The following is a 24,975-nucleotide window of genomic DNA, read 5'->3' as shown; positions in this document are numbered from 1 at the left end:
CTCAGGTGGCGTCGCTGTCGAACGGCGTCGCCGCCGGAGCCGGGGGCGGGTCCACCGGGGTGACCGGCTTCTCCTGAGCGGGCGTGACGCCGTTCTTGGGCTGGTCCGCCTGGTCGAACTTCCCGGTGAAGATCGAGTCGTCACCGTCGAGCAGATGCTTGGTCAGCGCCGCGCGCGGTGTCATCCCGCGCAGTTTCTGCAGTTCGGTGATGGGTTCGCGCAGATCCTCGAATTCGGGTCCGAAGTCCTGGCGCAACTGCGAGGTGGCGCCGCTGACGTAGTCGCGGGCCTGGCGGAGCGCGCTGGAGGTCCAGCGGATCGCGCCGGGCAGCCGTTCCGGTCCCAGGATCACCAATCCGGCGATCACCAGGATCAGCATCTCCCCCCAGCCGATGTTCGCGAACATCAGTCGGTGCTGGCGTCCGGTGTCGGCGTGACCGTGAGTGTCACGGGCCGGCCGTCACGAACCACCTCGATGGGGGCGGGCTCACCGATCTTGAGCTGACGCACCGCCACCACGAACTCGTCGGCGTCCGCGACGCTGCGGTCACCGACCTTCACCACGACGTCGTTCTCCAGGATGCCCGCGCGCTCGGCGGCGCTGCCGGCTTTCACGTTGGCGACCTGCGCGCCGGACGCCACGTCGTTGCTCACGGATTTCGCGGTCAGGCCCAGCGTCGGATGGGAGATCTTGCCGTCCCGGATCAGCGCGTCCACGACGGTCTTGACCTCGTTGACCGGGATTGCGAAGCCGAGGCCGCTGGCGCTGTCCGACAGCGACTTTCCGGCGGTGTTGATGCCGATGACGTTGGCGTTCATGTCGATCAGCGGGCCACCGGAGTTGCCGTGGTTGATCGAGGCGTCGGTCTGCACACCGTCGATCACGGTGTCGGTGTCGGACCCGTCACCCGAGAGCGGAACCGGCCGGTGCAGGGCGCTGATGATGCCCGCGGTGACCGTGCTGCGCAGACCGAGCGGGGCACCCGCGGCGATCACCTCTTCGCCGACGCGCAGCTTGTCCGAATCGCCCATCTTGGCGACGGTCAGGTTGTCGACGTTGTCGACCTTCAGCACGGCGAGGTCGGTCTTGGGGTCGCGGCCGACGAGGTTGGCGGGCACCTCTTTGCCGTCGTTGAACACGACGGTCATCTTGAATTTGGCCGGGTTGTTGGCGGCCTCGGAGATCACGTGGTTGTTGGTGACGATGTAGCCGCGGCCGTCGATGACCACGCCGGACCCCTGGGAGCCCTCCTGGTCGCTCTTGGCCTCGATGGTCACCACCGAGTCGGCGACCGCGTCGGCCACCTTGGTGATGCGCCCCTCCGGCGGGTCACCGGTGTCGCTGGTCTCGAGCGTCACCTTGGAGGTGGTGAACGCCTGGACGGTCTCGGCGGTCTTGTTGCCGACCCACCCGCCGAGCGCACCCACCATCAACGCGGTGAGCAGCAGGATCGCCAGCGCGATGTAGGAGACCCGGCCGCCGAAGAGCACGTCGCGCACGCTGAGCTTGCCGGCCTGCGCGGGAGCCTGGGCCGGTGCGGCCGCCGGCATCGCCGGGGTGCCCAGCGCCGCCGGCGCGTGGGGATCACGCCACGGGTCGGGCGTCACGTCTCCGGGGTCTCCGGCGCGTTCGGCGTCGAGGGCGCCGGCATCGGCGGGGTGGCGCTGTAAGGAGTCGCCACCGGCGTAGGGCGGACGGCCGAAGGCCTCGGCGAGCACGGGGTCGGGCGCCTGGGCTCTGGGGGTGTACTCACCCTGGTCGCGGAACTTGTCGGCGCCGAGGAACGAGCCGCTGACACCGCTGGGCCGACCGAAGGCGCGCTGCGCCGCGGGATCGACCGGCGGCCGCTCGACGGGGCGTGGCGCCATGCGGCGGCTGGCCTGGTCCTGATTGGTCACCGGTGTATCACTCTCTATCGGAGCGCCCGGCATGGCGGGCGCAGTCGCTGCTCGACTCCAGAACTCAGCCTACCGGCGTTTGCGCCGGTCGCGCGAAGCGTCGTCAGCAAACTTCCGCTGGTCCGCACCGTCGACCGGCGGCCGCGGCATGTGGTCCGGGATCTGCGACAACATTCCGAGCAGGGAGTTGGGTATCGCAATCGGCTGGGAGTCCCGCAACGCCGCCCTCGCCTGGCTCTGCGCGTCGACCTCGGCGGCGCACTGCGGGCACATCGACAGATGGCTGGCCGCGCGCAGATGCGCGCCCATGCGGAGTTCACCGTCGACGAACGCGGCGACGGCTTCGATGGAGAGGTGCTCGGTGGAGCCGAACTGACGGGGTGCGCCCACCGGGGCGTCGCTCTGCGAGGCGAACTGCGCGGGCAACCAGGAGAACGCCCGACGGAACACATGTCCCGGATCGACCATCATCCAGCTCCTCTCGGTTCGCTCACTGGTCTGTAAGACGCCGCCCACAAGAGGTTAGCGCGGCCCCGTCCGGCAGACACCGAGATCGTCAGGCGGATGTGGCCGCGTCCGGGGCGTGGCGGGCGAGGTAGTCCCGCAGGGCCTGGCGGCCGCGGTGGATACGGCTGCGCACAGTGCCGAGCTTGACGCCGAGCGTGGCGCCGATCTCCTCGTAGGACAGACCCTCGATGTCGCACAGCACGACCGCGGCGCGGAACTCCGGCGGCAGCGAGTCGAGCGCGGCCTGCAGGTCCGGGCCCAGCCGGGAGTCGTGGTAAATCTGCTCGGGGTTCGGATCGTCGGCGGGCACCCGGTCGTAGTCCTCGGGCAGCGCCTCCATGCGGATGCGGCCGCGCCGCCGGACCATGTCGAGGAACAGGTTTGTGGTGATGCGGTGCAGCCAGCCCTCGAACGTGCCGGGCTGGTAGTTCTGCACCGACCGGAAGACGCGGATGAACGTCTCCTGGGTCAGGTCCTCGGCGTCGTGCTGGTTGCCGGAGAGACGGTAGGCCAGCCGGTAGACCCGGTCGGCGTGCTGGCGCACCAGCTCGTCCCAGGACGGCATGTTCTTCTGGTCACCGGTGGCGTCGAACACCGCCGTGCCGGTGAGTTCGTCGGTGGGCTCGACCCAGTCCGAATCGCTGAACTGCTCGAGATGAGCCATCGAAACGGGGGCAGCTTGCGCTGCCGCTGTCGTGGTGGTCGTCGGATCCTCCAGGTCATGGCCGGCTGAGTTCGTCGGCTGGTCATCGAGGGCAACACGATCGGCGGTATTCCTATTCCCGAAGCGAAGACGCCTCCCGTGTTCCATGCCGCCACCGTTCCCGAGCCGGGTGTGGGAGCGGTATGAGCAATATGAACGTTCCCTGAGAATGCCGGATACCCGATTGCTCACCTGCAGAAACAGGTCGAATCGGACGTACATCACACGTTGCCGCGCGGGCGTGTCGGTGACCCGCGGTTCGCGGCCGCGCTCTACAGTGCGGGCATGGCCAGCACCGACGACCCGGCGGGTCAGCCGCGATCGAGCCGCGCCGAGGCGATCGTCGCGCACGCCGAGCAGTCCATCTCCGAGGACGCGATCGTCGCGGCGGCCCGGGAACGGGCCGTGGACATCGGCGCCGGAGCGGTCACGCCCGCGGTCGGCGCGCTGCTGTCGGTGCTCGCCCGGCTGACCGGCGGCAAGGCCGTCGTCGAGGTCGGCACCGGCGCCGGAGTCAGCGGGCTGTGGCTGCTGTCCGGGATGCGCGAGGACGGCGTGCTGACGACCATCGACGTCGAACCGGAGCACCAGCGCATCGCCAAGCAGGCCTTCCTGGAGGCCGGTATCGGCCCGGGGCGCACGCGGCTGATCAGCGGCCGCGCCCAGGATGTACTGACCCGGTTGGCCGACGAGTCCTACGACCTCGTGTTCATCGATGCCGACCCGGTCGACCAGCCGCAGTTCGTGGTCGAGGGGGTACGGCTGCTGCGCTCCGGCGGCGCGATCGTGGTGCATCGCGCCGCGCTCGGCGGCCGCGCCGGCGACGCCAACGCCCACGACGCGGAGGTCGCCGCGGTGCGTGAGGCCGCCCGGCTGATCGCCGAGGACGAACGCCTCACCCCGGTGCTCGTCCCGCTGGGCGACGGTCTGCTGGCCGCCGCGCGCGACTGACCCTCTCCGCCCCGCCATCACCGTTCGCGCGACTTTCACCAAGCTCTTGACCGCCGACTGAACGCGCGTTTAGCATACTGAACATGCGTTCAGCCGCCGATGACCGTACCGCCGCCGCCCGCATCCGCGACGCGGCGATCGAGCAGTTCGGCCAGCACGGCTTCGGCGTCAGCGTGCGCACCATCGCCGAGGCCGCGGGGGTGAGCGCCGCCCTGGTGATCCACCACTTCGGGTCCAAGGACCGACTGCGCAAGGCCTGCGACGACCACATCGCCGAGGAGATCCTCGCCAGCAAGTCCGAGTCGATCACGAGCAACGACCCGGCGACCTGGTTCGCCACGATGGCCGAGATCGAGTCGTTCGCGCCGATGATGGCGTACCTGGCGCGCAGCATGCAGGCCGGCGGTGAGCTCGCGAGGACGCTGTGGCGCCGGATGATCGACAACGTCGAGCAGTACCTCGACGAGGGTGTTCGGGCCGGCACCGTCAAACCCAGCCGCGACCCGAAGGCCCGCGCCCGGTTTCTCGCGATGGCCGGCGGCGGCGGCTTCCTGCTGTACCTGCAGATGCACGAGGACCCGACCGATCTGCGCCGGGTCCTGCGCGACTACTCGCAAGACATGGTCCTGCCCGCACTCGAGATCTACACCAACGGGCTGATGGCCGATTCCACGATGTACGACGCCTTCCTCCAGAAGGACGCCTTTCCCGAGAAACTAGGAGACGGTGATGACGGTCCAGACACGCAGGCCCCGGCGACAGCCTGAGGGCACCGCACCGCTCGCGGTCGAGATCCGCGGACTGGTCAAGACGTTCGGGCGGACCCAGGCGGTCGACGGTCTCGACTTGAGCGTCTCTTCCGGCGACATCGCCGGTTTCCTCGGCCCGAACGGGTCGGGCAAATCGACCACGATCCGTGTGCTGCTCGGGCTGCTGCGGGCCGACGCGGGCACTGTCCGCCTGCTCGGGGGCGACCCGTGGCGCGATGCGGTCGAACTGCACAGGCGCATCGCCTACGTACCCGGTGACGTCACGCTGTGGCCCAACCTGACCGGTCTGCAGGCCATCGACTTCCTGGCCCGCCTGCGCGGGCCGGGCGCCCTGGACACGACGAGGCGCGACGAGCTGATCGAACGGTTCGAACTCGATCCGCACAAGAAGGCCCGCACGTATTCGAAGGGCAACCGGCAGAAGGTGGCGCTGGTCGCCGCCTTCAGCACCGGTGCTGATCTCTACATTCTCGACGAACCCACCTCGGGCCTGGATCCGTTGATGGAGCAGGCTTTTCAACGCTGCGTCGCCGAGGCCGCCCGCGACGGTGCGGCGGTGTTGCTGTCCAGCCACATCCTCGCCGAGGTGGAGAAACTCTGCGACACCGTGACGATCATCCGGGCGGGCCGCACCGTACGCTCGGGTCCGCTCGACGAACTGCGTCACCTGATGCGCACGACGGTCAGCGTCCGGACCCGCGACGACGCCGCGGTGCTACAGAACGCCCCGTTCGTCCACGACTTCACGGCGGTCGACGGCGGCGCCCGGTTCTCCGTCGACCGCCGAGACCTCGACGCGGCGATGACGCGGTTGACCGATCTCGGCATCGCGGAGTTGACCGTCACGCCCGCATCGCTGGAGGACATGTTCCTGCGCGAATACTCGGGGGCGGCACGATGAGCACCGTGGCGCCCGCCCGGACGACTTCGTCGTACACCGGTGTCGCCGAACTGATCCGGTTGGCGCTGCGTCGCGACCGCATCCGGCTGAGCGTGTGGATCGCGGTGCTCACGCTGATGATGGTGTACGCCCCGAACGCGGTGAAGCTGGCCTATCCCGACGAGCCGCAGCGGCTGGCGCGGGTGAACCTGATGAAGACGCCGGCGGGAATCATCATGGGCGGCCCCATGTTCGGCGTCCGCGAAACCGACCTTGGCGCGATGATGGCCAACGAGCTGATGCTCACGTTGATCGTCGCCGCCTCGATCCTGTCCATTCTCACCGTCATCCGCCACACCCGGGCCGAAGAGGAAAGCGGCGCAGCGGAATTGGTGTTGTCTTCGGTGGTCGGCCGGTACGCGCGGACATCGGCCGCGTTGATCCTGGTCGGCGCGGTCAACGCGGTGTTCACCGTCACGATGACGGCGGCCATGTCCGCGGCCGGGTTCGCTGTCGTCGACACCCTGGGCATGTGCCTGGGCGTGACCGCGGTGTCGATGCTGTTCGGGACCGTCGCCGCGGTCACCGCCCAGCTGTGGCGGCAGGCCCGCACCGCGACCGGTGCCGCGATGGGGGTACTGGCGCTGGCCGCGCTCGTCCGCGGCATCGGGGACGTCATCGACAATTCGGGCAGCACGTTGAGCTGGTTCTCCCCCATCGCCTGGGCACAGCAGATGCGGGCGTTCGTCGACCTGCGGTGGTGGCCATTGGCCCTGCTGGTCGCCCTCACGGTGGCGCTCATCGCGCTGGCCTCGGAATTGGAGCGGCGCAGGCAGTACGACGACGGCACCCTGCCCACCCGGGGCGACCGGCCCGGCGCACCGCCGATCCGCGGTGTCTTCGGCCTGCACCTGACACTGCAGCGCGGGCTGACGGTGGGCTGGGGCATCGGGCTCTTCCTCGGCGGGCTGGCCTTCGGCTCGATGACGAAATCGTTGATGGACGCCGCGGAGACCAACGAGCTGCTGGCCCAGGTGCTGGCCGCTCAGGGCACCGACGGGGTCTACACCACGATGACGCAGTTCCTCGCCGCCGCGGCGAGCGCCTACGTGGTGAGCGCGGTGCTGCGGGTGCACACCGACGAGCAGAGCGGCACCGGGGAGGCCGTGCTGGCCGGCGCGGTCTCGCGGTGGCGCTGGCTGCTCGGCGCGGTGGCCGCCGCGCTCCTGGGGGCCACGCTGCTGATGGCGGGCGCCGGCTTCGGCAACGGGCTCGGTGCGGGCCTGACGATCGGTGAGCCGGCCACCATCGTGGACCTCACGGTCGCCGGGCTGGCGTTCGTCCCCGCGATGGCGGTGGTCGCCGGTGTCGCCGCGCTGGCGGTCGCGCTGCGCCGGCCCTGGATCGCCTGGCTGGTGGTGGCGTTCATCGTCGTCTCGTTGTACCTCGGTGCACTGCTGCGCCTGCCGCAGTGGCTGCTCGACGCCTCCCCGGTCGGGCAGACGACGGCGCCCAGCGACTATTCACTGGCCGCGCTGACAGTGATGTGCGTGGTGGCCGCGGCGTTCACCGCTATCGCCGGCTGGCTGTACCGCCGCCGCGACGCGGTCTGAGTCGAGGCGGAGCGATGAAGCTCGCGCTGCAGACCCTCGCATCGGCGGTGGCGGGGCTCGCCTTCTTCGGGGTGCTGCTGTTCGTGCCGGCCGGCACCCTCGACTACTGGCAGGCGTGGGTCTTCATCGCGGTGTTCATGGTGACGACCATCGGGCCGAGCCTGTACCTGGCGGTGCACGACCCCGCCGCCCTGCAGCGGCGGATGAAGGCGGGCCCCACCGCAGAGACCCGCCCCGTGCAGAAGGCCCTCATGGTCGGCACCATCGCCTCGGTGGTGGCCGTCCTCGTCCTCAGCGCCCTCGACCACCGCTTCGGCTGGTCCGCGGTCCCGCTCGCGGTCGTCATTCTCGGCAATGCGCTGGTGGCGGTCGGCCTGCTGTTCGCCCAACTCGTCATCATCCAGAACAGCTACGCCGCGGCGACGATCACCGTCGAGGACGGACAGCAGCTGGTGTCGACGGGCCTCTACGGGGTCGTGCGCCACCCGATGTACCTCGGTGCGCTGACCATGATGGTCGCCACGCCGCTCGCCCTCGACTCGTACTGGGGCATGCTCGTGGCGCCCGCCGCTGTTCCGCTGCTCGCACTGCGGGTCCTCGACGAGGAGCGGCTGCTGACCGAGCAGTTGCCCGGCTACCGCGAGTACACGCGCACCGTGCGCTACCGGTTGCTCCCCGGGGTGTGGTGACCGGCGTCAGATCCAGATGCCCTTGCCGACGGCGACGACACCGCCCGCGCTGACCGAGAACCGTTCGCGGTCCTTCTCGAGGTCGACGCCGACCATCTCACCCGGCCCGACGACGACGTTCTTGTCCAGGATCGCGTGCCGCACCACCGCGCCGCGGCCGATCCGGGTGCCGGGCATGATGACGCTGCCCTCCACGATCGCGCCGTCGTCGATGTAGACGTTGGACGAGAGCACCGAGTTGCGCACCGACGCCGCGGAGATGATGCTCCCCGCACCCACGACCGATTCCTGCGCGGAGCCGCCGTTGACGAACTTCGCGGGCGCGAGGTTCTCCGACTCACCGCGGATCGGCCAGCGCTTGTTGTAGAGGTTGAAGATCGGGTGCACCGACACCAGATCCATGTGCGCGTCGTAGAACGCGTCGAGCGTCCCGACGTCGCGCCAGTACCCGTGGTCGCGTTCGGTGGCGCCGGGCACCTCGTTGTTGCTGAAGTCGTAGACCGCGGCCATGCCGTCGGAGACCAGGCGCGGGATGATGTCGCCGCCCATGTCGTGGTCGGAGTCGTCGTCCTCGGCGTCGGCGCGGATGGCGTCGATGAGCACCTTGGTGGTGAAGATGTAGTTGCCCATCGAGACGAACGTCTGCTCGGGATCGTCGGGGGTACCGGGCGGGTCGGCGGGCTTCTCGATGAAGCTGCGGATGCGGCCGGACTCGTCGGAGTCGATGCACCCGAACGCGGTGGCCTCCGCGCGCGGCACCCGGATCCCCGCGACCGTCGCCCCCGCACCGCTCTCGATGTGGAACTGGAGCATCTGCTCGGGGTCCATCCGGTACACGTGGTCGGCGCCGAACACCACGATGTAGTCCGGATCCTCGTCGTAGATCAGGTTCATCGACTGGTAGATCGCATCGGCGGAGCCGGTGTACCAGCGGGGCCCGAGCCGCTGCTGCGCGGGAACCGGGGTGATGTATTCGCCCGCCAGGCCGCTCAGCCGCCAGTTCTGCGAGATGTGCCGGTCCAGCGAGTGCGACTTGTACTGCGTGAGCACACAGATCCGCAGGTAACGCGCGTTGACGAGATTCGAGAGCACGAAGTCGATGAGCCGGTAGGCGCCGCCGAAGGGAACCGCCGGTTTGGCCCGGTCCGCAGTCAGCGGATACAGCCGCTTGCCCTCCCCGCCGGCCAGGACGATGCCCAGCACGTGTGGCAATTCCCTCATGTCTCAAACCTATCCGGCGGTGGTGACTGGGGCCAGCCATTGACACCATTGATTACGCGTTCACGGGTGGTGGAACGACGATTTCGTAAATCGGCATACCCGTCCGGTCCCCGCGCAATCCCGTTCGCGAACAGGACTGTGTCAGCCGGGTGCGGTCCACTACCGTCATGACCATGCGGGTGGCGATGATGACTCGGGAGTATCCACCCGAGGTCTACGGCGGAGCAGGCGTACACGTCACCGAACTCGTCGCGCAGTTGCGCCGGCTCTGCGACGTCGACGTGCACTGCATGGGCGCGCCGCGCCCGGACGCCTTCGTCGCCGCACCCGACCCGGCGCTCAAGGGCGCCAACCCCGCGCTGTCGACGCTCTCGGCGGACCTGAACATGGTCAACGCCGCGGTGCAGGCCACCGTGGTGCACTCGCACACCTGGTACGCCGGGCTGGCCGGGCATCTGTCGGGGCTGCTGTACGGCATCCCGCATGTGCTCACCGCGCACTCGCTGGAGCCGATGCGGCCGTGGAAGGCCGAACAGCTCGGCGGCGGCTACCGGGTGTCGTCGTGGGTGGAGAAGACCGCGGTGGAGGCCGCCGACGCGGTGATCGCGGTGAGCTCCGGTATGCGCGACGACGTGCTCAAGACCTATCCGGCACTGGACCCCGGTCGGGTGCACGTGGTGCGCAACGGCATCGACACCGACGTCTGGTACCCCGTCCAGTCCCAGCCCGGCGAGTCGGTGCTGGCCGAGCTCGGCGTCGATCCGACGCGGCCGATCGTGGCGTTCGTCGGCCGGATCACCCGCCAGAAGGGGGTGGCGCACCTCGTGGCGGCCGCCCACCGGTTCGCGCCCGAGGTGCAGCTGGTGTTGTGCGCGGGGGCGCCGGACACGCCCGAGATCGCGGCCGAGGTGACGGCCGCGGTGCAGGAGCTCGCCCGTGCCCGCACCGGTGTGTTCTGGGTCCGGGAGATGCTGCCGATCGGCAAGATCCGCGAAATATTGTCAGCAGCAACAGTTTTCGTGTGCCCTTCGGTGTACGAACCGCTGGGCATCGTGAATCTCGAGGCGATGGCGTGTTCGACGGCGGTCGTGGCCTCCGATGTGGGCGGGATTCCCGAGGTCGTCGCCGACCATCAGACCGGACTGCTGGTGCACTACGACGCCGGCGACACCGGCTTCTTCGAGACGCGGCTGGCCGACGCGGTCAACTCCCTGATCGCCGAACCGCAACGCGCCCGCGATTACGGCGCCGCCGGACGGGAACGGTGCATCGCCGAGTTCTCGTGGGCGCACATCGCCGAGCAGACCATGGAGATCTACCGCAAGGTGTCGCAGTAGACCGGATTCACCATGGGGGTTCGGTGAACCGGCGCGGGGCCCGAGGGCCGCCGCGCCGGATGAAGCCGAAAACCGCTAGCTGGTGACGTTCTTCAGTTCGTCGCCCAGCGCGGCCGCCTCGTCGGGGGTCAGTTCGACGACGAGTCGGCCACCACCTTCCAGTGGCACCCGCATCACGATCCCTCGCCCCTCCTTGGTTGCTTCCAGTGGACCGTCACCGGTCCGGGGCTTCATCGCCGCCATCGAGAGCTCCCTCCACAATGAACCAACCGCCCGGATCCGCCCACCTCTCGGCGAAACCGATACACAACTCCTCTATTGTTCCCTATCCCCTCGGGTACGCGTACGAAGACCCGTTTTAACTGCTGTGTCGAAGCGCCGCACCGACCGGTGGCACCCAGCATGTCGCGATGTGGTCGTCGACCATTCCGGTCGCCTGCATGAGCGCGTAGGCCGTCGTCGGACCGACGAAACGGAAGCCGCGGCGCTTGAGATCCTTGGCCATGGCGGTCGATTCGGGGGTGACGGCAGGCACCTCCGACAGGTTCGCCGGCCGGGTGTGGTTCGGCGGTGCGAACGACCACAGCAACTCCGCGAGATCGACCCCGGTGTCCGAGAGGGCGGCCGCGGCGCGCGCGTTGGCGATGGTGGCCTCGATCTTCGCGCGGTTGCGGACGATTCCGGTGTCGGCCATCAACCTGTCGACGTCGCGTTCGGTGTAGCCGGCAACGCGTTCGATGTCGAACCCGTCGAACGCCCGCCGGAAGTTCTCCCGCTTGCGCAGGATGATGAGCCACGACAGACCACTCTGGAAGGCCTCCAGGCTGATCCGCTCGAACAGCGCGGGCGTCTCCCGCACCGGTTGCCCCCACTCGTAATCGTGGTAGTCCCGGTAGAGGATGAAATCCGCTGGGGCGAGCCGGGATCCGTCGAGCCAGCCGCACCGCACCCGGCCGTCGTCGACGACGGCCTCGGTCACGGGGACTCCTCGGCCACCTGCGCGGCGGCGTGCACGGCGGCCAGTTCACCGCGCAGCGCGTCGATCTCCTGACCGAGCCGGTCGAGCACCCAGTCGACCTCGCTGGCCTTGTAACCGCGCAGCGTCTGCGTGAACTTCAGGGCCTCGACGTCGGCACCGGTGACGCCGGAGGCCGGAAGCACCGTCGCGGTGGTCCCGTGCGGAAGTGGCGGCAATGATTCCCCGCGGCCGAACAGCACACTGCCCACCCCGAACAGCACGATGGCCACCAGGACGAGCACCACCAGGTAGAGCAGTATCAACGTCACGGCATCGATACTGCCCGACGGCTACGACAGAGCGCTCACCGCGGCCGAAGCGTGATCATCGGCGGCCGGTCGTCGAGCGAGACACCCGAGGCACGCGGGGTGAAGCCGTCGCCGTCGGCGTAGAACTGGGTGAGCCCGACGCCGGAGTCACCGATGCCGCAGCGCGACATCAGTGTGGCGATCACCTGACGGCTCATCGAGGCGAGTTCGGTCAACGGGCGATTGCGGTGCGTGCGCACGCCGAGGTTCACCTGGGCGATGCCGTCGAGGCCCAGCCGGTCGTAGGTGTCGACCAGCAGTCCGATCTCCACGCCGTATCCCGGGGCGAACGGCACCGAGGTCAGCAGCTCGCGGGTACCGGCGTACTCACCGCCCAGCGGCTGCAGCAGACAGGTCAGCTCCGGCCGCAGCGATGCCAGCAGCGGGCGGGCCACCAGTTCGGTGACGCGGCCGCCGCCGTTGGCGTCCTCGCGTCCACTCACCTTCAGCGGCCGCCGATAGAAGCCCTTGACCAGGTGCACACCCGGGGTGAGCAGCAGGGGCCCGAGCAGTTTCGGCACGAACATCGGATCGGGGTCGAGCAGGTCGGAGTCGACGAAGGCGATCACGTCGCCGGTGGTGGCGGCCAGCGAGCGCCACAGCACCTCACCCTTACCCGGCTGCGGGGCGACCTCGGGCAGCGCCGTCTCGCGGCTCACCACCCGTGCACCGGCGGCCAGGGCACGGATCGCGGTGTCGTCGGTGGACCCGGAGTCCAGCACGATCAACTCGTCGACGAGGCCGCCGAGCAGCGGGGTGATCGTCTCGATCACGCCGGCGACGGTCCCTTCCTCGTTGAGCGCGGGCAGCACCACCGACACGGTGCGCCCGGCCTTGGCGGCCTCGAGTTCGGCGATCGTCCAGTCCGGGCGGTTCCAGCTGTGCGTGTCGAACCAGCGGTGCCGCGCGATGGCGTCGGCGTCGTGCAGTTCTGGTGTCACCAGTTCCGGAGTCAATGTCATGACAGTCCCCTCACCGTGCGCGTCGGCGGACGCACGCCCTGGATCGACGCGACCATTTCGAGAACGCGCCGAGTGGGCCCGACCTCGTGCACCCGGAACATTGCCGCGCCGGCCTGGGCAGCCAGTGCGGTAGCAGCGAGGGTGCCCTCGAGGCGTTCAGTCAAACCCACACCCAGAGTCTCCCCGACGAAATCCTTGTTGCTCAGTGCCATCAGGACCGGCCATCCAGTTTTTACAAGCTCTTCCACGTGCCGCAACAAAGTAAGACCGTGATAAGTGTTCTTGCCGAAATCGTGCGTGGGATCGATGAGGATGCGGTCCGCGGCCACCCCGGCGGCGACCGCCCTCTGCGCTGCGGCGGTCACCTCGGCGATGACGTCGTCGACCACACCGCGTTCGGTGATGCCGTAGTTCACCCGGAACGGGCGGGTGCGCGGCACCGCGCCCCCGGTGTGTGAGCACACCAGGCCCGCATCGAACTTCGCCGCCACCGCGGGCAGTTCCGGGTCGACGCCGCCCCAGGTGTCGTTGATCAGGTCGGCGCCGGCCGCGCACGCCTGTTCGGCCACCGCCGCCCGCCAGGTGTCGACGCTGATCACCACGTCCGGGAACGTGCTGCGCAGCCATTCGATGAACGGCACGACGCGGGCGATCTCCTCGTCGGCGTCCACGGTCTGACCGGGGCCGGCCTTCACCCCTCCGACGTCGACGACGTCGGCGCCGTCCTCGACGACGCGGTGCGCGGCGGACTTGGCGGCCTCGTCGGTGAACGTCGCGCCGCGGTCGTAGAACGAGTCCGGCGTCCGGTTGACGATCGCCATGATCAACGCGCGGTCACCGGCCACCCGGCGTCCGCAGAAGGTCGACTCCACACCCCCAGGCTAGAGACCGCTACTTCGGTCGCTTCCCGGCTTTGACCTCTTCGGGGTACTCGTCGTAGTACTCGACGTAACCCTCGTCGGGGCCCTTGAGCACGTACAGCGGATCGTCGATGTGGTTGCCGTGGCCCTCCTTGCGCAGGTCGACCTTCTGGCTCTTGAAGGTCGACGTCTGCGCGAGTTCGTCGACGACGCGGACGAACAGCGGCACGGCGTACGAGGGCAGCCGGTCGTAGAGGGTCTGCGCGAGTGTCTTGCCGTCGAAGTCGCTGCCCTCGTTGAGTTTGATGGCCGCCATGCCCGCGCGGCCGCCGGTGCCTTCGACCTCGACGCCGTAGACCGTGCACTCGTCGACGGTCGGGTCCATCGACAGCGCGGCCTCGACTTCGGTGGTGGCGACGTTCTCGCCCTTCCAGCGGAAGGTGTCGCCGAGGCGGTCGACGAACGCGGCGTGGCCGAAGCCCTGGTAGCGCATCAGGTCGCCGGTGTTGAACCAGACGTCGCCGTCCTTGAAGGCGTCGCGCACCAGCTTCTTCTCGGATTCCTTCTTGTCGGTGTAGCCGTCGAACGGCTGGAAGTTGCTGACCTTGCTCAGCAGCAGACCCGGCTCGCCGTTGCGGACCTTCTTGACCCGCCCCTTCTCGTCGCGGACCGGCTCACCCGTGTCCCCGTCGTATTCGACGAACGCGACGGGAGTCGGGCAGATGCCGGTGGTCTTGTCCACGTTGAGGGCGTTGACGAAGGCGGTGTTGCCCTCGCTGGCGCTGTAGAACTCGCAGACCCGCTTGATGCCGAACCGGTTGGTGAACTCGTCCCAGATCGCCGGGCGCAGGCCATTGCCGCAGATCACCCGGACCTTGTGCTTGCGGTCGGTGTCCTTCTCGGGCTGGTTGAGCAGGTAGGTGCAGATCTCGCCGATGTAGACGAACGCGGTGGCGTCGTAGCGGATGACGTCGTCCCAGAACTTCGACGCCGAGAACGACTTGCCCAGCGCCAGCGTCGCACCGGCGTTCAGCACCGACGACAGCGCCACCGTCAGCGCGTTGTTGTGGTAGAGCGGCAGGCAGCAGTACATGGTGTCGCCGCTGTTGAGGCGCACCCCGAGCCCGCCGAACCCGGCCAGTGCGCGCAGCCACCGGTAGTGCGTCATCACGCTGGCCTTCGGCATGCCGGTGGTGCCCGAGGTGAAGATGTAGAACGCCTTGTCCCTGGCGAGGACGGCCGACGCCGACGCGGGGTTGGTGGTCGGGGCGGTCTCGGCGAGCCGGTCGAACTCGTCGATCGTCAGCAGGCCGTCGGTGTCCGCGCCGGATTCCTTGATGGGGTCGACGAAGTCGGGGTCGGTGATCACGAGCGTGGCCGAGAGCAGGCCGAGGCTGTGCTTGAGCACGTCACCGCGCTGGTGGTAGTTGAGCATCCCGGAGATCGCGCCGCATTTGACGGCGGCCAGCATGAGCAGGACCGGTTCCGGGGAGTTGCGCAGCATGATCGCGACGACGTCGCCCTGACCGACGCCGCGGGCGGCCATCACCGCGGCGTAGCGGTTGACGGTCTCGTTGGCCTCGCGGTAGGAGATCTCCTGGTCCTCGAACCTCAGAAAGGTCTTGTCGGCGTACTTGGCGGCCCGCTCCTGGAAGACCTTGCCGATCGACGTCTTCGCCGACGGCCTGGCCCCGAAGCCGGTGACGACACCGCCCAGGATGGTCGGCACGTCCATGAGAAACCCGGGCAGCCTCCCGGCGATGTCCAGCAATCCGACGCTGCTGCGAGTCCCCGATTTCTGGTCGCTCATGCTGTGCAAACCCTCCGATCGTCGTCTGTGAGCAACACCCTAGCCGCGCCCGATCAGCGGCGAGGGGCACATGCCGCCATCGCCTCGTCGACGTCCCCGACGACGATCAACCGGTCGAGCGCGCTCTGCGCGACGTAGCCGCTGTCGACCAGACCGTGCAGCCAGGCCAGCAGACCGTCGTAGTGACCGATGGGATCGAGCATCACCACCGGCTTGTCGTGCATACCCAGATATGCCGCGGTCCAGGCTTCGAAGAATTCCTCGAGTGTGCCGATACCCCCAGGTAGCGACAAGAAGGCGTCGGCGCGGTCCTCCATCACCTGTTTGCGTTCCCGCATCGTGTCGGTGACCACGAGTTCGTCGGCGTCGACATCGGCCACCTCGCGGTGCACCAGCGCCTTGGGGATCACCCCGACGGTCCGGCCGCCGTGCGCCCGGGTGGCCTGCGCGACGGCGCCCATCGCCGAGACGTTGCCGCCACCGGACACCAGCGTCCAGCCGCGGGCGGCGATCGCCTCCCCGACCTGGGCGGCCAGAGCCAGCAACCTCTCGTCGGTCGGGCTGGAGGCGCAGTACACACACACCGCCCACGGGCGGTCGGGCTGATCGGACACACGGACAACCTAGACGGTCCTAGAATCCGGCCGTGCCTGTCGACTGGGTGGTGGCGCCGCACCAACCGGCACTGGATTCCCTCGAGGCGGGTGTGCGCGGACGCTCGGGCGCGGTGCTGATCGGCCCGGCCGGAGTGGGCAAGACGACGCTGCTGCGCGCGGCGGCCGAACGGCTCGGTCCCGGCGCGTGGGTGACGGGGACCGCGTCGAACGCCGTGCTTCCGTTCGGCGCCTTCCGTCATCTCATCGACATCCCCGCCGCGGGCAAGACGGCGGCGATCGTGCGGGCCGCGCGGGAACGCCTGCGCGAGCGGATGCTGTTCGTCGACGATGCGCATCTGCTCGACCCGCTGTCGGCGACGCTGCTGTATCAACTGGCGCTGACGGGCACGGCCGGCCTGGTGGTGTCGGTGGCCGCCGGTGTCCCCGTACCCGCCCAGGTGACCGCGCTGTGGGAGGACGATCTGCTGGCCCGCGTCGAGGTGCAGCCACCCGGTCACGACGACGCCCGGGTGGCGAGCCAGGTCGAATCCTTCGTCGCGGATCTCTCGGCGCCGGCGCGGCAGGCGTTGGAGTACCTCGCGGTGTGCGATCCGCTGCCCGTCGCGGACCTGCGCGCGCTGGCCGGTGACGAGGCGGTGGCCGCCGCGACGGATGCGGGCGCGGTCGCCGTCGACGGTGACCTGGCCCGCGCCGGCCATCCGCTGTTCGTCGACGGGGTGCGCGACCGGCTGGGCGGACCGGATCTGCGCAGGCTGCGCACCGACGTGGTGGCCCGCCTGGCTGCGGCGGGACCCGCCGGGGTGCTGGACCGGCTGCAGGTGGCGGCCATGGCGCTCGACAGCGATCACGACGTGCCCTCCGCGGCGTTGACGGCTGCCGCCGAGGAGGCGCTGCGGCTCGGCGACCTGGTGCTGAGCGAGCGGTTGGCGCGTGCGGCACTGCAGGAGTCGGGCGAGCTGCGGGCGCGGTTGGCGCTGGGATACGCACTCGGGTGGCAGGGCCGCGGACGCGACGCCGAGGAGGTGCTGGCCGGTGTCGACGAGTCGGCGCTGGACGAAGCGGAGTTGATGGCGTGGGCGCTGCCGTGCGCGGCCAACCGGTTCTGGATGCTGTCGGAACCCGAGCGCGCGACCGCGTTCCTGCGCACCGTCCGCAACCGAGCCGTCAGCCCGGCGGCCAGGACCACGATCGACGCGCTGTCATCGACGTTCGCGATGAACGCGGGCACGCCGGGCCGGGCCATGGAGATCGCCGGCGGAGTGCTGGCGTCCCCACACGCCGACGACACAGCGGTCGGGTGGGCGGCGGCCGCCGCCGCGCTCAGCTGCGCGCGGATGGGGCGGTTCATCGAGGTCGACGCGCTGGCGGAGCGGGCGGCGGCGGCCAATCATCCCGGCCTGCTGCGGTTCACCAGCGGGTTCGGGCAGACGACGGCGCTGATGCTGACCGGCGACCTGGAGCGCGCACACGAACTGGCGCGCCGGCTCACCGAATTCGCCGAATTGCAGCAGCCGGGCCGGGCGATCGGTGAGGTGTTGATCGCCGACGTCCTCATCGCCCGCGGCGAGGTGGACGGCGCAGTGACACTGCTGCGCGACGCGGCGGCGACGCTGGCGCCGACGGGTTACTCCTGGGGTCCGCTCGCGTGGATGCTGCTGGCTCGGGCCCTCGGTGAACAGGGTGCCGCCGTGGAGGCCGCAAAGGCGTTGGCGCGCGCGGAATCTCGCCACGGGCTCAAGTCCATGCTGTTCGCGCCGGAGCTCGCCCTCGGCCGGGCGTGGACGATGTCGGCGCGACACGATTCGCACGGCGCGGTCGCCGCCGCCCGCGACGCGGCACGCACCGCCGAGCGCGGCGGCCAGTTGGCGGTGGCGCTGCGCGCGCTGCACACCGCGGTGCGCCTGGGCGATTCCCGCGCAGGCGACCACATGGCCCGCCTCGGCGTCGACTGCGAATTCGGCAGGATCGCTCTTCTGCACGCCAGGGCGTTCACCGCATCGGACGCTGACGGCCTCGACGAGGCGGCGGCGGCGTTCGCCGGGATGGGCTGGCAGAGCGCGGCGGCCGACGCCGTCCGCCAGGCGGACGCGGTGCGCGCCCGGAAATTGCCGCCTCAGGCGCCGTCGAGCGGCCCTTAAACTGGGCCCATGACCGGTGGGCCGTTGTTCGTGCAGACCGATGGTCTGCGTCAGTTCTCGCAGACACATGCCGAGATCGCCGCGGGGGTCGCCCAGTTGGTCAGCGGCGCACCGACTGTCGCCGGTGTCGAGACCTCGCACGGGCAGATCGCCTTCGCGGTGCAGAACGCGCTGAGCGGCCTGCTCGGCGCGCGCCAGGGCACTCTGCAGACGACCGCCAAGAGCGGCGACAAGATCGCCGAGCTGCTCGGGAAGGCCGCCGCGGCCTACGACAAGGGCGATGAGCGGTCGGCCGGCAAGCTCAAGGCCACGATGGAAGGCGCCGGCGGTCCGGCGGACGGCGCCGGTGGCGGCGCGAGCCCCGCGTCGAGCACGTCGGGCGCTTCGGGGGCGACCGGGGCTGTCGGCCAGGTGCTCGGCCAGCTGGGGCAACTGGGCCAGATGGGTCAGCAGGGCAGCGGCGCGGTACAGGGCCTCGTACAGGGATTGCAGCAGGTCCCGCAACAGGTGATGCAGGGTGTCCAGCAGATCGTCGAGGCGGCCACGGGCGCCGCAGAGGGCGGCGGCGAGGCAGCCACGGGCGAGCCGCAGGCGGAACCCGAGCCCGCGGCCCCGGCTGAATCGGCGCCGGACCACACGCGCGAGGTCTGACCGTCACCTCTCGACCAGGGCCCCGTCGGCCAGCCGCAACCACCGGTTCACGCCGATCTCGGCGAGGAACCGCTCGTCGTGGCTCACCACGACGAACGCGCCACGGTACGCGTCGAGCGCCGACTCGAGCTGACCCACGCTGACCAGGTCCAGGTTGTTCGTCGGCTCGTCGAGCAGCAGGAGTTGCGGCGCGGGCTCGCTGTAGAGCACACACGCCAGCGTCGCCCGCAGCCGTTCGCCACCGGACAGCGCCGCGACCGGCAGGTGGATGCGGTCACCACGAAACAGAAACTGCGCCAACAGGTGCCGACTGCGGGTCACGCCCATCTCGGGCGCGAAGCGGGCCAGGTTGTCCGCCACCGACAACTCGTCGTCGAGCAGGTCGAGGCGCTGCGACAGGTAGGCGACGCGGCCGTCGGCGCGCTGCACCGAGCCCTCATCGGGGTCGACGGCGCCCGCGAGGATGCGAAGCAGGGTGGACTTGCCCGCACCGTTGGCCCCCGTCAGCGCGATGCGCTCCGGACCACGGATCGACAGATCGATCCCGATGCGGCCGAACAACTCCCGGCCACCACGCGCCATGCGCAGCCCCTCGCCGGTGAACAGCACGCGGCCCGCGGGGACGCTGGTGCCCGGCAGATCGAGCACGATCGCATCGTCGTCGCGCAGTGACCGCTCGGCGTCGTCCACCCGTGACCGGGCGTCACCCACCCGCTTGGCGTGGACGTCGTCGGCCTTGCCCGCCGACTCCTGCGCCCTGCGCTTTCGGGCACCGGCAATGATCTTCGGCAGGCCGGCGTCGGCCAGGTTGCGTGCGGCGGTGCTCGAGCGCCGCGCCGCGCGTTCACGGGCCTCCTGCATCTGGCGCTTCTCGCGTTTGAGTTGTTGTTCGGCGCTGCGCAGCTCGTTCTCGGCGGCCTGTTGTTCCTGGCGCACCGTCTCCTGATAGACCGCGAAATTGCCGCCGTAGAAGACGATCTCGCCCCGATACAGTTCGGCGATCCGGTCCATCCGGTCGAGCAGCACCCGGTCGTGACTGACCAGCAGCAGTGCGCCGGGGAACTCGTCGAGCGCCGCGTACAGCGAGTGCCTGGCGTCGGTGTCGAGGTTGTTCGTCGGCTCGTCGAGCAGCAGCACGTCCGGCCTCTTGAGCAGCTGGGCGGCCAGGCCGAGCGAGACGATCTCACCGCCGGACAGTGTGCTCAGCGTCCGGTCGAGCCCGACGTGTGCCAGGCCCAGCCGGTCGAGTTCGGCGCGGGCGCGTTCCTCGATGTCCCAGTCGTCGCCGATCGCGGTGAACACCGCGTCGCCCGCGTCCCCGGCGGCCAGGGCGTTCAGCGCCGCGATCACCGGCGCCACGCCGAGCACATCGGCAACGGTCAGGTCGGCGGCCAGTGGCAGGGTCTGCGGGAGGTAGCCGAGCGTCCCGCTGACGGTGACGCTGCCCGCGGAAGGCTGCAACTGCCCGGCGATCAACCGCAGCAGGGTGGATTTGCCTGCGCCGTTCGGCGCGACGAGGCCGGTGCGGCCCGCCCCGAACGAGGCGGTCAGGTCGGTGAAGACGACGGTGTCGTCGGGCCAGGCGAACGACAGGCCGGAACAGACGATCGATGACGGAGACATGGGAAGACCTCGGGAGGACGCTGCGGGCACCTCGGCGCCGCAGGAGACGACAACGAATCAGGCGTTCGGTCTCCGGTCACCCGGAGATGTCGTCGTCTCCCCACATGCGTTCCAGGATAAAACCATCCGTCAAGCGGATAAATAACGCCGCAGCACCTCGGTCGTCGCGGTGATCTGCCCGACCTCGACCCGTTCGTCGGCACGGTGCGCCAGGTTGGGGTCGCCGGGGCCGTAGTTGACGGCGGGGACGCCCAGTGCGGCGAACCGCGCCACATCGGTCCAGCCGTACTTCGCGCGCACCTGCCCGCCGGCCGCGTCGACCAGGGCGGCGGCGGCCGGTCTGGTCAGCCCCGGCAGCGCTCCGGCGGCGGCGTCGGTCTGCTCGACGGTGACGTCGAGTCCGTCGAGCACTTCGTGCACATGCGCCAGCGCCTGCGCGACGGTGCGGTCGGGCGCGAACCGGAAGTTGACCGTGACAGAAGCCGCGTCGGGGATGACGTTGCCCGCGATGCCGCCGTCGACGCGCACCGCGGAGAGACCCTCCCGGTAGACGCAACCGTCGATGTCGACGCTTCTGGCCTGATAGGCCGCCAACCGGTCGAGGACCGGGCCGAGCTTGTGGATCGCGTTGTCGCCCAACCAGGATCGCGCGGAGTGTGCGCGTGTCCCGGTGGCGCTCACCACCACGCGCAGCGTCCCCTGGCAGCCGGCCTCGATGAGGCCACCCGACGGCTCGCCGAGGATCGCCACGTCGGCACGCAACCAGTCGGGTAATTCGCGTTCGATGCGGCCGAGTCCGTTGGCGGAGGCCTCGATCTCCTCGCAGTCGTACATCACCAGTGTGATGTCGTGCGCGGGCTCGTCGACGGTGGCGGCGAGATGCAGGAACACCGCGTCCCCGGACTTCATGTCGGAGGTGCCGCAGCCATACAGGTCGTCGCCTTGACGTCGGCTGGGCACGTTGTCGGCGGCGGGCACGGTGTCGATGTGCCCGGCCAGCACCACCCGTGAGGGCAGGCCGCGGTGCGTGCGGGCCAGCACCGCGTCACCGTTGCGGATGATCTCGAAGCCCTCGGTCTGCTCCCGCAGCGCGGTCTCGATCTCGTCGGCGATGCGCTTCTCGTGGCGTGATTCGCTGGGGATGTCGACCAGCGCGGCGGTCAGGTCGACGGGGTCACCGTGCAAATCCAGGCCCATGAGGTCAACGGTAGTCTCTAGCCCCGTGACTTCTGCTGCAGGAATCGGCCTGGCCACCATCGCCGCCGACGGGACCGTCCTCGACACCTGGTACCCGGCGCCCGAACTGGGCGACGATCTCGGCGAGTCCGGCACGGTGCGGATGTCGGTCGCCGAGGTGCCCGCCGAACTCGGTGAGCTCACCGGCCGCGACGAGGACCGTGACGTCGACGTCGTGGTCGTCCGCACTGTCATCTCGTCGCTGGAGGACAAGCCGGCCGACGGCTACGACGCCTACCTGCGGCTGCACCTGCTCTCCCACCGGCTGATCCAGCCGCGTGGCGCGAACATGGACGGCATCTTCGGGGTGCTGGCCAATGTGGTGTGGACGAATTTCGGGCCGTGCGCGGTCGAGGGCTTCGAGACAGTTCGCGCCCGGTTGCGCCGTCGCGGCTCGGTCACCGTCTACGGGATCGACAAGTTCCCGCGCATGGTCGACTACGTGACGCCGACGGGGGTGCGCATCGCCGACGCCGACCGGGTGCGGCTGGGCGCCCACCTCGCGGCGGGGACGACGGTGATGCACGAGGGCTTCGTGAACTACAACGCCGGGACACTGGGGTCCTCGATGGTCGAGGGCCGCATCTCGGCCGGCGTGGTGGTCGACGACGGCTCCGACGTCGGCGGTGGCGCGTCGATCATGGGCACGCTGTCCGGCGGCGGCAAAGAGGTCATCTCCATCGGCAAGCGGTGCCTGCTGGGCGCGAACGCCGGTGTGGGCATCTCGCTGGGTGACGATTGTGTGGTGGAGGCGGGCCTCTACGTCACTGCGGGCACCAAGGTCCAGACGAGCGACGGGCAGACCGTGAAGGCCCGCGAGCTCTCGGGTGGGAACAACCTGTTGTTCCGGCGCAACTCGGTGTCCGGCGCCGTCGAGGTGGTCAAGCGTGACGGTACCGGCATCACCCTCAACGAGGCGCTGCACGCGAACTGATCAGCCGCCGACGACGGTCGCCACGACCACGTAGGCCGCGACCGCGAACACCAGATAGGCGAACCAGCGCTGCAGGCGGGCGGTGTCGACCTTGGTGCCGACCTGGCCGGCGATCAGCGACGCGACCATCGCGGCCGCGATGAATGCGGCGGTGCTCGACCAGTCGACGTCGACCCCGGTCAGGTGTGAGGCGGTGCCTGCCACGGAGTTGGCGACGATGATCAGCAGCGACGTGCCGATCGCCGTCGACATCTCGACGCCCAGCAGCACCACGAGCGCCGGGATGATCAGGAATCCACCGCCGACCCCGAAGAGTCCGGTCAGCACGCCGACGAGCAGGCCGGCGCCGAGGGACCGCGGAATACACCTGCGCCAGTTGACCTTCCCGGTCCGCACCGCACACGCGGTGCCGGTTCGGCCGTCGTCACGCAGCAGGCGGACACCCGCCACGACCATCAGCACCGCGAACCCGATCAGCAGCACCGACTCGGGCAGGTGCCTGCTGACGGCGCTGCCGGCGATGGTCGCGGGGATGCCTGCCGCGGCGAACATCGCCGCCATTCGCCATTGCACTTGTCCGGCGCGGATTTTCGGGATTGCCCCGACGGCGGAGGCGGCGCCGACGACGATCAGCGACACCGGAATGGCCTGCCCCATGTCCAGGCCCATCCCGTAGACCAGGGCCGGGACGGCGAGGATGGAACCCCCGCCGCCCAGCAGGCCCAGCAGCACGCCGATCAGCGCGCCGAGACCCAGCCCCGCCGCGAGGGTCATCGTCACACCGCGGCGTGGGCGTCCACCCACGCGTTGTACCCGCCGAGCAGATCGGCGACCTGATCGATTCCGTTGGCGCGCAACAGCGACGCGGCTACGCTCGATCGCCATCCGCCGGCGCAGTGCAGGACGACAGGTTTGCCGGTGGGGACGTCCGCCACCCGCGTCCGCAGTTGCGCCAGCGGGATGTGCAGCGAGCCGGGAATCGCGCCGGCTTCGCGTTCACCGGGGTTGCGGATGTCGATCAATGTCACCGCATTCTCGTCCAGCAGTCGGTCCAGGTCGGTCACCGCGACCCGTGACGCCGTCTGGACGAGATCGGCCAGTTCGGCGGGGAACCGGCCGTCCCGGCCGACGTTGAGGTAGCCGACGGCGTTGTCCAACCCGATGCGGGCCAGGCGCAGTGCGGCGTCCTGCTCTTCACCTGGATAGGTGATGAGAGCCAGTTCGTCACCGATGTCGGCGACCATGCCGCCGGTCTCGGCGAAGCGCCCGTCGAATCCGACGTTGACCGATCCGCGCAGGTGTCCGGCGGCGAAATCCTCGACGCCACGGGCATCCACTACACGCACCCCCGTATCGAGTGCGGCGCGCAGCTGCCGCGGTGACATCTCGGGCACCGCGCGGTCCTGACGCAGCAGTGGGTGCACCCGCTTGTTCATCGCGGCGTCCGAGGCGAAATAGGCAGGAGCAGCGGGCTGCCCGTGGGTCAGCATCGCGACGAAGTCCTCTTCGCTCATCGGCTGTACCGACGGATTGCTCAGCCGCTGTTTGCCGATGGTCGAGGTGAGCTCGGTCGACAGGTTCTTGCCGCACGACGAGCCCGCGCCGTGAGCGGGCATCACCGTTACGGAATCGGGCAGGGTCATCAGTGTCTCGTGGATGGTGCGGTACATCGCCCGGGCAAGATCACTGGTCGAGCTGTCGCCGATGTTGACCAGGTCAGGCCGGCCGACGTCACCGATGAACAGCGAGTCGCCGGTCAGGACCGCGGTGGGCTCGGCATCGGGGCGTTCGCGCACGAGGATGCTGATCGACTCCCAGGTGTGCCCCGGGGTGGAGAGGGTCTCCAGGTCCACCTGCCCGAGGGACAGACGCTCGCCGTGGCTGAGCCGCCGGATCGGATAGTCCGTTTCCGCGGCTTCACCGAAGCCGATCCATGCGCCGGTCGCCTCGACCAGTTCGAGGTGGCCGGAGACGAAGTCGGCGTGGAAATGGGTGTTGATGACGCCTTCGATCGTCAACCCGTACTTCTCGGCGTCGGCCAGGTAGTCGGTGATGTCGCGGCGGGGATCCACAACGACGGCGCGTCCCGTCGTCTCGTCACCGATCAGGTACGAGGCGTGCGAAAGGCACTCGATGTAGTACTGCTCCAGGATCATCGGTTTCTCTCCTCCGGTTTCGGGGCTTCCGTTCGGATACCCCCGTGGGTATATCTTCACTATACCCCCAGGGGTATAAGTTCCCGACCTCC

Annotated in this window: 25 protein-coding genes; 9 read left to right on the top strand and 16 right to left on the bottom strand. The window is 69.5% G+C overall.

Annotated features, from left to right (window positions below; genetic code table 11):
* Position 1: 1 nt before the first annotated feature.
* The 4 genes from tatB to sigE form a co-directional block, all read right to left on the bottom strand.
* Positions 2-406, bottom strand: coding sequence for a Sec-independent protein translocase protein TatB (gene tatB / locus G6N30_RS01465; protein WP_134060768.1), 405 nt, complete (start codon positions 404-406; stop codon positions 2-4).
* Positions 406-1,899 carry a serine protease HtrA gene (gene htrA / locus G6N30_RS01460; RefSeq protein WP_134060767.1) on the bottom strand — a complete coding sequence of 498 codons (1,494 nt, stop codon included), beginning with the start codon at positions 1,897-1,899 and terminating at the stop codon, positions 406-408. Before htrA ends, tatB begins: the two co-directional genes overlap by 1 nt.
* 69 nt (positions 1,900-1,968) lie before the next feature.
* A complete protein-coding gene (gene rseA, locus G6N30_RS01455; protein ID WP_134060766.1) occupies positions 1,969-2,367 on the bottom strand; it encodes an anti-sigma E factor RseA in 399 nt (132 codons plus the stop codon).
* An 88-nt stretch (positions 2,368-2,455) separates the two neighbouring features.
* The gene (sigE, locus tag G6N30_RS01450; protein WP_134060765.1) at positions 2,456-3,217 is read right to left on the bottom strand and encodes an RNA polymerase sigma factor SigE; all 762 of its coding nucleotides are present in this window, start codon (positions 3,215-3,217) and stop codon (positions 2,456-2,458) included.
* 177 nt (positions 3,218-3,394) lie between these two features.
* On the opposite strand from sigE, the gene G6N30_RS01445 reads away from it, so the two are divergent.
* From G6N30_RS01445 to G6N30_RS01425, 5 genes are all read left to right on the top strand, one after another.
* On the top strand, positions 3,395-4,060 hold the full coding sequence (locus G6N30_RS01445) for an O-methyltransferase (protein WP_179965533.1): 666 nt from the start codon (positions 3,395-3,397) through the stop codon (positions 4,058-4,060).
* An 83-nt stretch (positions 4,061-4,143) separates the two neighbouring features.
* Positions 4,144-4,827 carry a TetR/AcrR family transcriptional regulator gene (locus G6N30_RS01440; RefSeq protein ID WP_134060763.1) on the top strand — a complete coding sequence of 228 codons (684 nt, stop codon included), beginning with the start codon at positions 4,144-4,146 and terminating at the stop codon, positions 4,825-4,827.
* Positions 4,790-5,731, top strand: a complete 942-nt coding sequence (locus G6N30_RS01435) for an ABC transporter ATP-binding protein (protein WP_134060762.1) — start codon at positions 4,790-4,792, stop codon at positions 5,729-5,731. The genes G6N30_RS01440 and G6N30_RS01435 overlap by 38 nt, the downstream gene beginning before the upstream one ends.
* Positions 5,728-7,323 carry an ABC transporter permease gene (locus tag G6N30_RS01430; RefSeq protein WP_134060761.1) on the top strand — a complete coding sequence of 532 codons (1,596 nt, stop codon included), beginning with the start codon at positions 5,728-5,730 and terminating at the stop codon, positions 7,321-7,323. The genes G6N30_RS01435 and G6N30_RS01430 overlap by 4 nt, the downstream gene beginning before the upstream one ends.
* A gap of 14 nt (positions 7,324-7,337) precedes the next feature.
* Complete coding sequence (locus G6N30_RS01425) at positions 7,338-8,012, top strand: methyltransferase family protein (protein WP_134060760.1); 675 nt, start codon at positions 7,338-7,340, stop codon at positions 8,010-8,012.
* A gap of 6 nt (positions 8,013-8,018) precedes the next feature.
* Here G6N30_RS01425 and glgC read toward each other — a convergent pair whose 3' ends face one another.
* On the bottom strand, positions 8,019-9,233 hold the full coding sequence (glgC, locus tag G6N30_RS01420; protein WP_134060759.1) for a glucose-1-phosphate adenylyltransferase: 1,215 nt from the start codon (positions 9,231-9,233) through the stop codon (positions 8,019-8,021).
* Positions 9,234-9,406: 173 nt separating this feature from the next.
* Between glgC and glgA the strand changes: the two genes are divergently transcribed.
* Positions 9,407-10,570: a glycogen synthase gene (glgA, locus tag G6N30_RS01415; RefSeq protein WP_134060869.1), complete on the top strand. Its 1,164-nt coding sequence runs from the start codon at positions 9,407-9,409 to the stop codon at positions 10,568-10,570.
* Positions 10,571-10,645: 75 nt separating this feature from the next.
* Here the strand turns inward: glgA and G6N30_RS01410 are convergent, their stop codons facing one another.
* The 7 genes from G6N30_RS01410 to G6N30_RS01380 form a co-directional block, all read right to left on the bottom strand.
* Positions 10,646-10,813 carry a DUF3117 domain-containing protein gene (locus tag G6N30_RS01410; protein ID WP_005059648.1) on the bottom strand — a complete coding sequence of 56 codons (168 nt, stop codon included), beginning with the start codon at positions 10,811-10,813 and terminating at the stop codon, positions 10,646-10,648.
* Positions 10,814-10,928: 115 nt separating this feature from the next.
* Complete coding sequence (locus tag G6N30_RS01405; RefSeq protein ID WP_134060758.1) at positions 10,929-11,549, bottom strand: DNA-3-methyladenine glycosylase I; 621 nt, start codon at positions 11,547-11,549, stop codon at positions 10,929-10,931.
* Complete coding sequence (locus G6N30_RS01400; protein ID WP_134060757.1) at positions 11,546-11,857, bottom strand: DivIVA domain-containing protein; 312 nt, start codon at positions 11,855-11,857, stop codon at positions 11,546-11,548. Before G6N30_RS01400 ends, G6N30_RS01405 begins: the two co-directional genes overlap by 4 nt.
* A gap of 35 nt (positions 11,858-11,892) precedes the next feature.
* Positions 11,893-12,858: a glucosyl-3-phosphoglycerate synthase gene (locus tag G6N30_RS01395; protein ID WP_134060756.1), complete on the bottom strand. Its 966-nt coding sequence runs from the start codon at positions 12,856-12,858 to the stop codon at positions 11,893-11,895.
* Positions 12,855-13,730 carry a dihydropteroate synthase gene (folP, locus tag G6N30_RS01390; protein ID WP_134060755.1) on the bottom strand — a complete coding sequence of 292 codons (876 nt, stop codon included), beginning with the start codon at positions 13,728-13,730 and terminating at the stop codon, positions 12,855-12,857. The genes G6N30_RS01395 and folP overlap by 4 nt, the downstream gene beginning before the upstream one ends.
* A 19-nt stretch (positions 13,731-13,749) precedes the next feature.
* On the bottom strand, positions 13,750-15,528 hold the full coding sequence (gene fadD6 / locus G6N30_RS01385) for a long-chain-acyl-CoA synthetase FadD6 (RefSeq protein ID WP_134060754.1): 1,779 nt from the start codon (positions 15,526-15,528) through the stop codon (positions 13,750-13,752).
* 53 nt (positions 15,529-15,581) lie between these two features.
* The gene (locus G6N30_RS01380; RefSeq protein ID WP_134060753.1) at positions 15,582-16,142 is read right to left on the bottom strand and encodes a cytokinin riboside 5'-monophosphate phosphoribohydrolase; all 561 of its coding nucleotides are present in this window, start codon (positions 16,140-16,142) and stop codon (positions 15,582-15,584) included.
* A gap of 32 nt (positions 16,143-16,174) precedes the next feature.
* Here G6N30_RS01380 and G6N30_RS01375 point away from each other — a divergent pair, with 32 nt between their 5' ends.
* Positions 16,175-18,283, top strand: coding sequence for an ATP-binding protein (locus G6N30_RS01375; protein ID WP_134060752.1), 2,109 nt, complete (start codon positions 16,175-16,177; stop codon positions 18,281-18,283).
* A 9-nt stretch (positions 18,284-18,292) separates the two neighbouring features.
* A complete protein-coding gene (locus G6N30_RS01370; protein WP_134060751.1) occupies positions 18,293-18,934 on the top strand; it encodes an ESX-1 secretion-associated protein in 642 nt (213 codons plus the stop codon).
* A gap of 3 nt (positions 18,935-18,937) precedes the next feature.
* Here G6N30_RS01370 and G6N30_RS01365 read toward each other — a convergent pair whose 3' ends face one another.
* Together G6N30_RS01365 and dapE are read right to left on the bottom strand one after the other, a co-directional pair.
* Positions 18,938-20,557 carry an ABC-F family ATP-binding cassette domain-containing protein gene (locus G6N30_RS01365; RefSeq protein ID WP_134060750.1) on the bottom strand — a complete coding sequence of 540 codons (1,620 nt, stop codon included), beginning with the start codon at positions 20,555-20,557 and terminating at the stop codon, positions 18,938-18,940.
* Positions 20,558-20,686: 129 nt separating this feature from the next.
* Positions 20,687-21,754, bottom strand: coding sequence for a succinyl-diaminopimelate desuccinylase (gene dapE, locus G6N30_RS01360; RefSeq protein WP_134060749.1), 1,068 nt, complete (start codon positions 21,752-21,754; stop codon positions 20,687-20,689).
* A 25-nt stretch (positions 21,755-21,779) separates the two neighbouring features.
* Between dapE and dapD the strand changes: the two genes are divergently transcribed.
* Positions 21,780-22,727, top strand: coding sequence for a 2,3,4,5-tetrahydropyridine-2,6-dicarboxylate N-succinyltransferase (gene dapD / locus G6N30_RS01355; protein ID WP_134060748.1), 948 nt, complete (start codon positions 21,780-21,782; stop codon positions 22,725-22,727).
* Here dapD and G6N30_RS01350 read toward each other — a convergent pair whose 3' ends face one another.
* Together G6N30_RS01350 and G6N30_RS01345 are read right to left on the bottom strand one after the other, a co-directional pair.
* Positions 22,728-23,501, bottom strand: a complete 774-nt coding sequence (locus G6N30_RS01350) for a sulfite exporter TauE/SafE family protein (protein ID WP_134060747.1) — start codon at positions 23,499-23,501, stop codon at positions 22,728-22,730.
* Between the two features lie 2 nt (positions 23,502-23,503).
* On the bottom strand, positions 23,504-24,883 hold the full coding sequence (locus G6N30_RS01345) for an MBL fold metallo-hydrolase (RefSeq protein WP_134060746.1): 1,380 nt from the start codon (positions 24,881-24,883) through the stop codon (positions 23,504-23,506).
* Positions 24,884-24,975 lie beyond the last annotated feature (92 nt).

This window comes from Mycolicibacterium litorale, from assembly GCF_010731695.1.
In the GTDB taxonomy this organism is placed as follows: Bacteria; Actinomycetota; Actinomycetes; order Mycobacteriales; family Mycobacteriaceae; genus Mycobacterium; species Mycobacterium litorale.
This window is presented reverse-complemented; position numbering and strand designations above follow the sequence as displayed.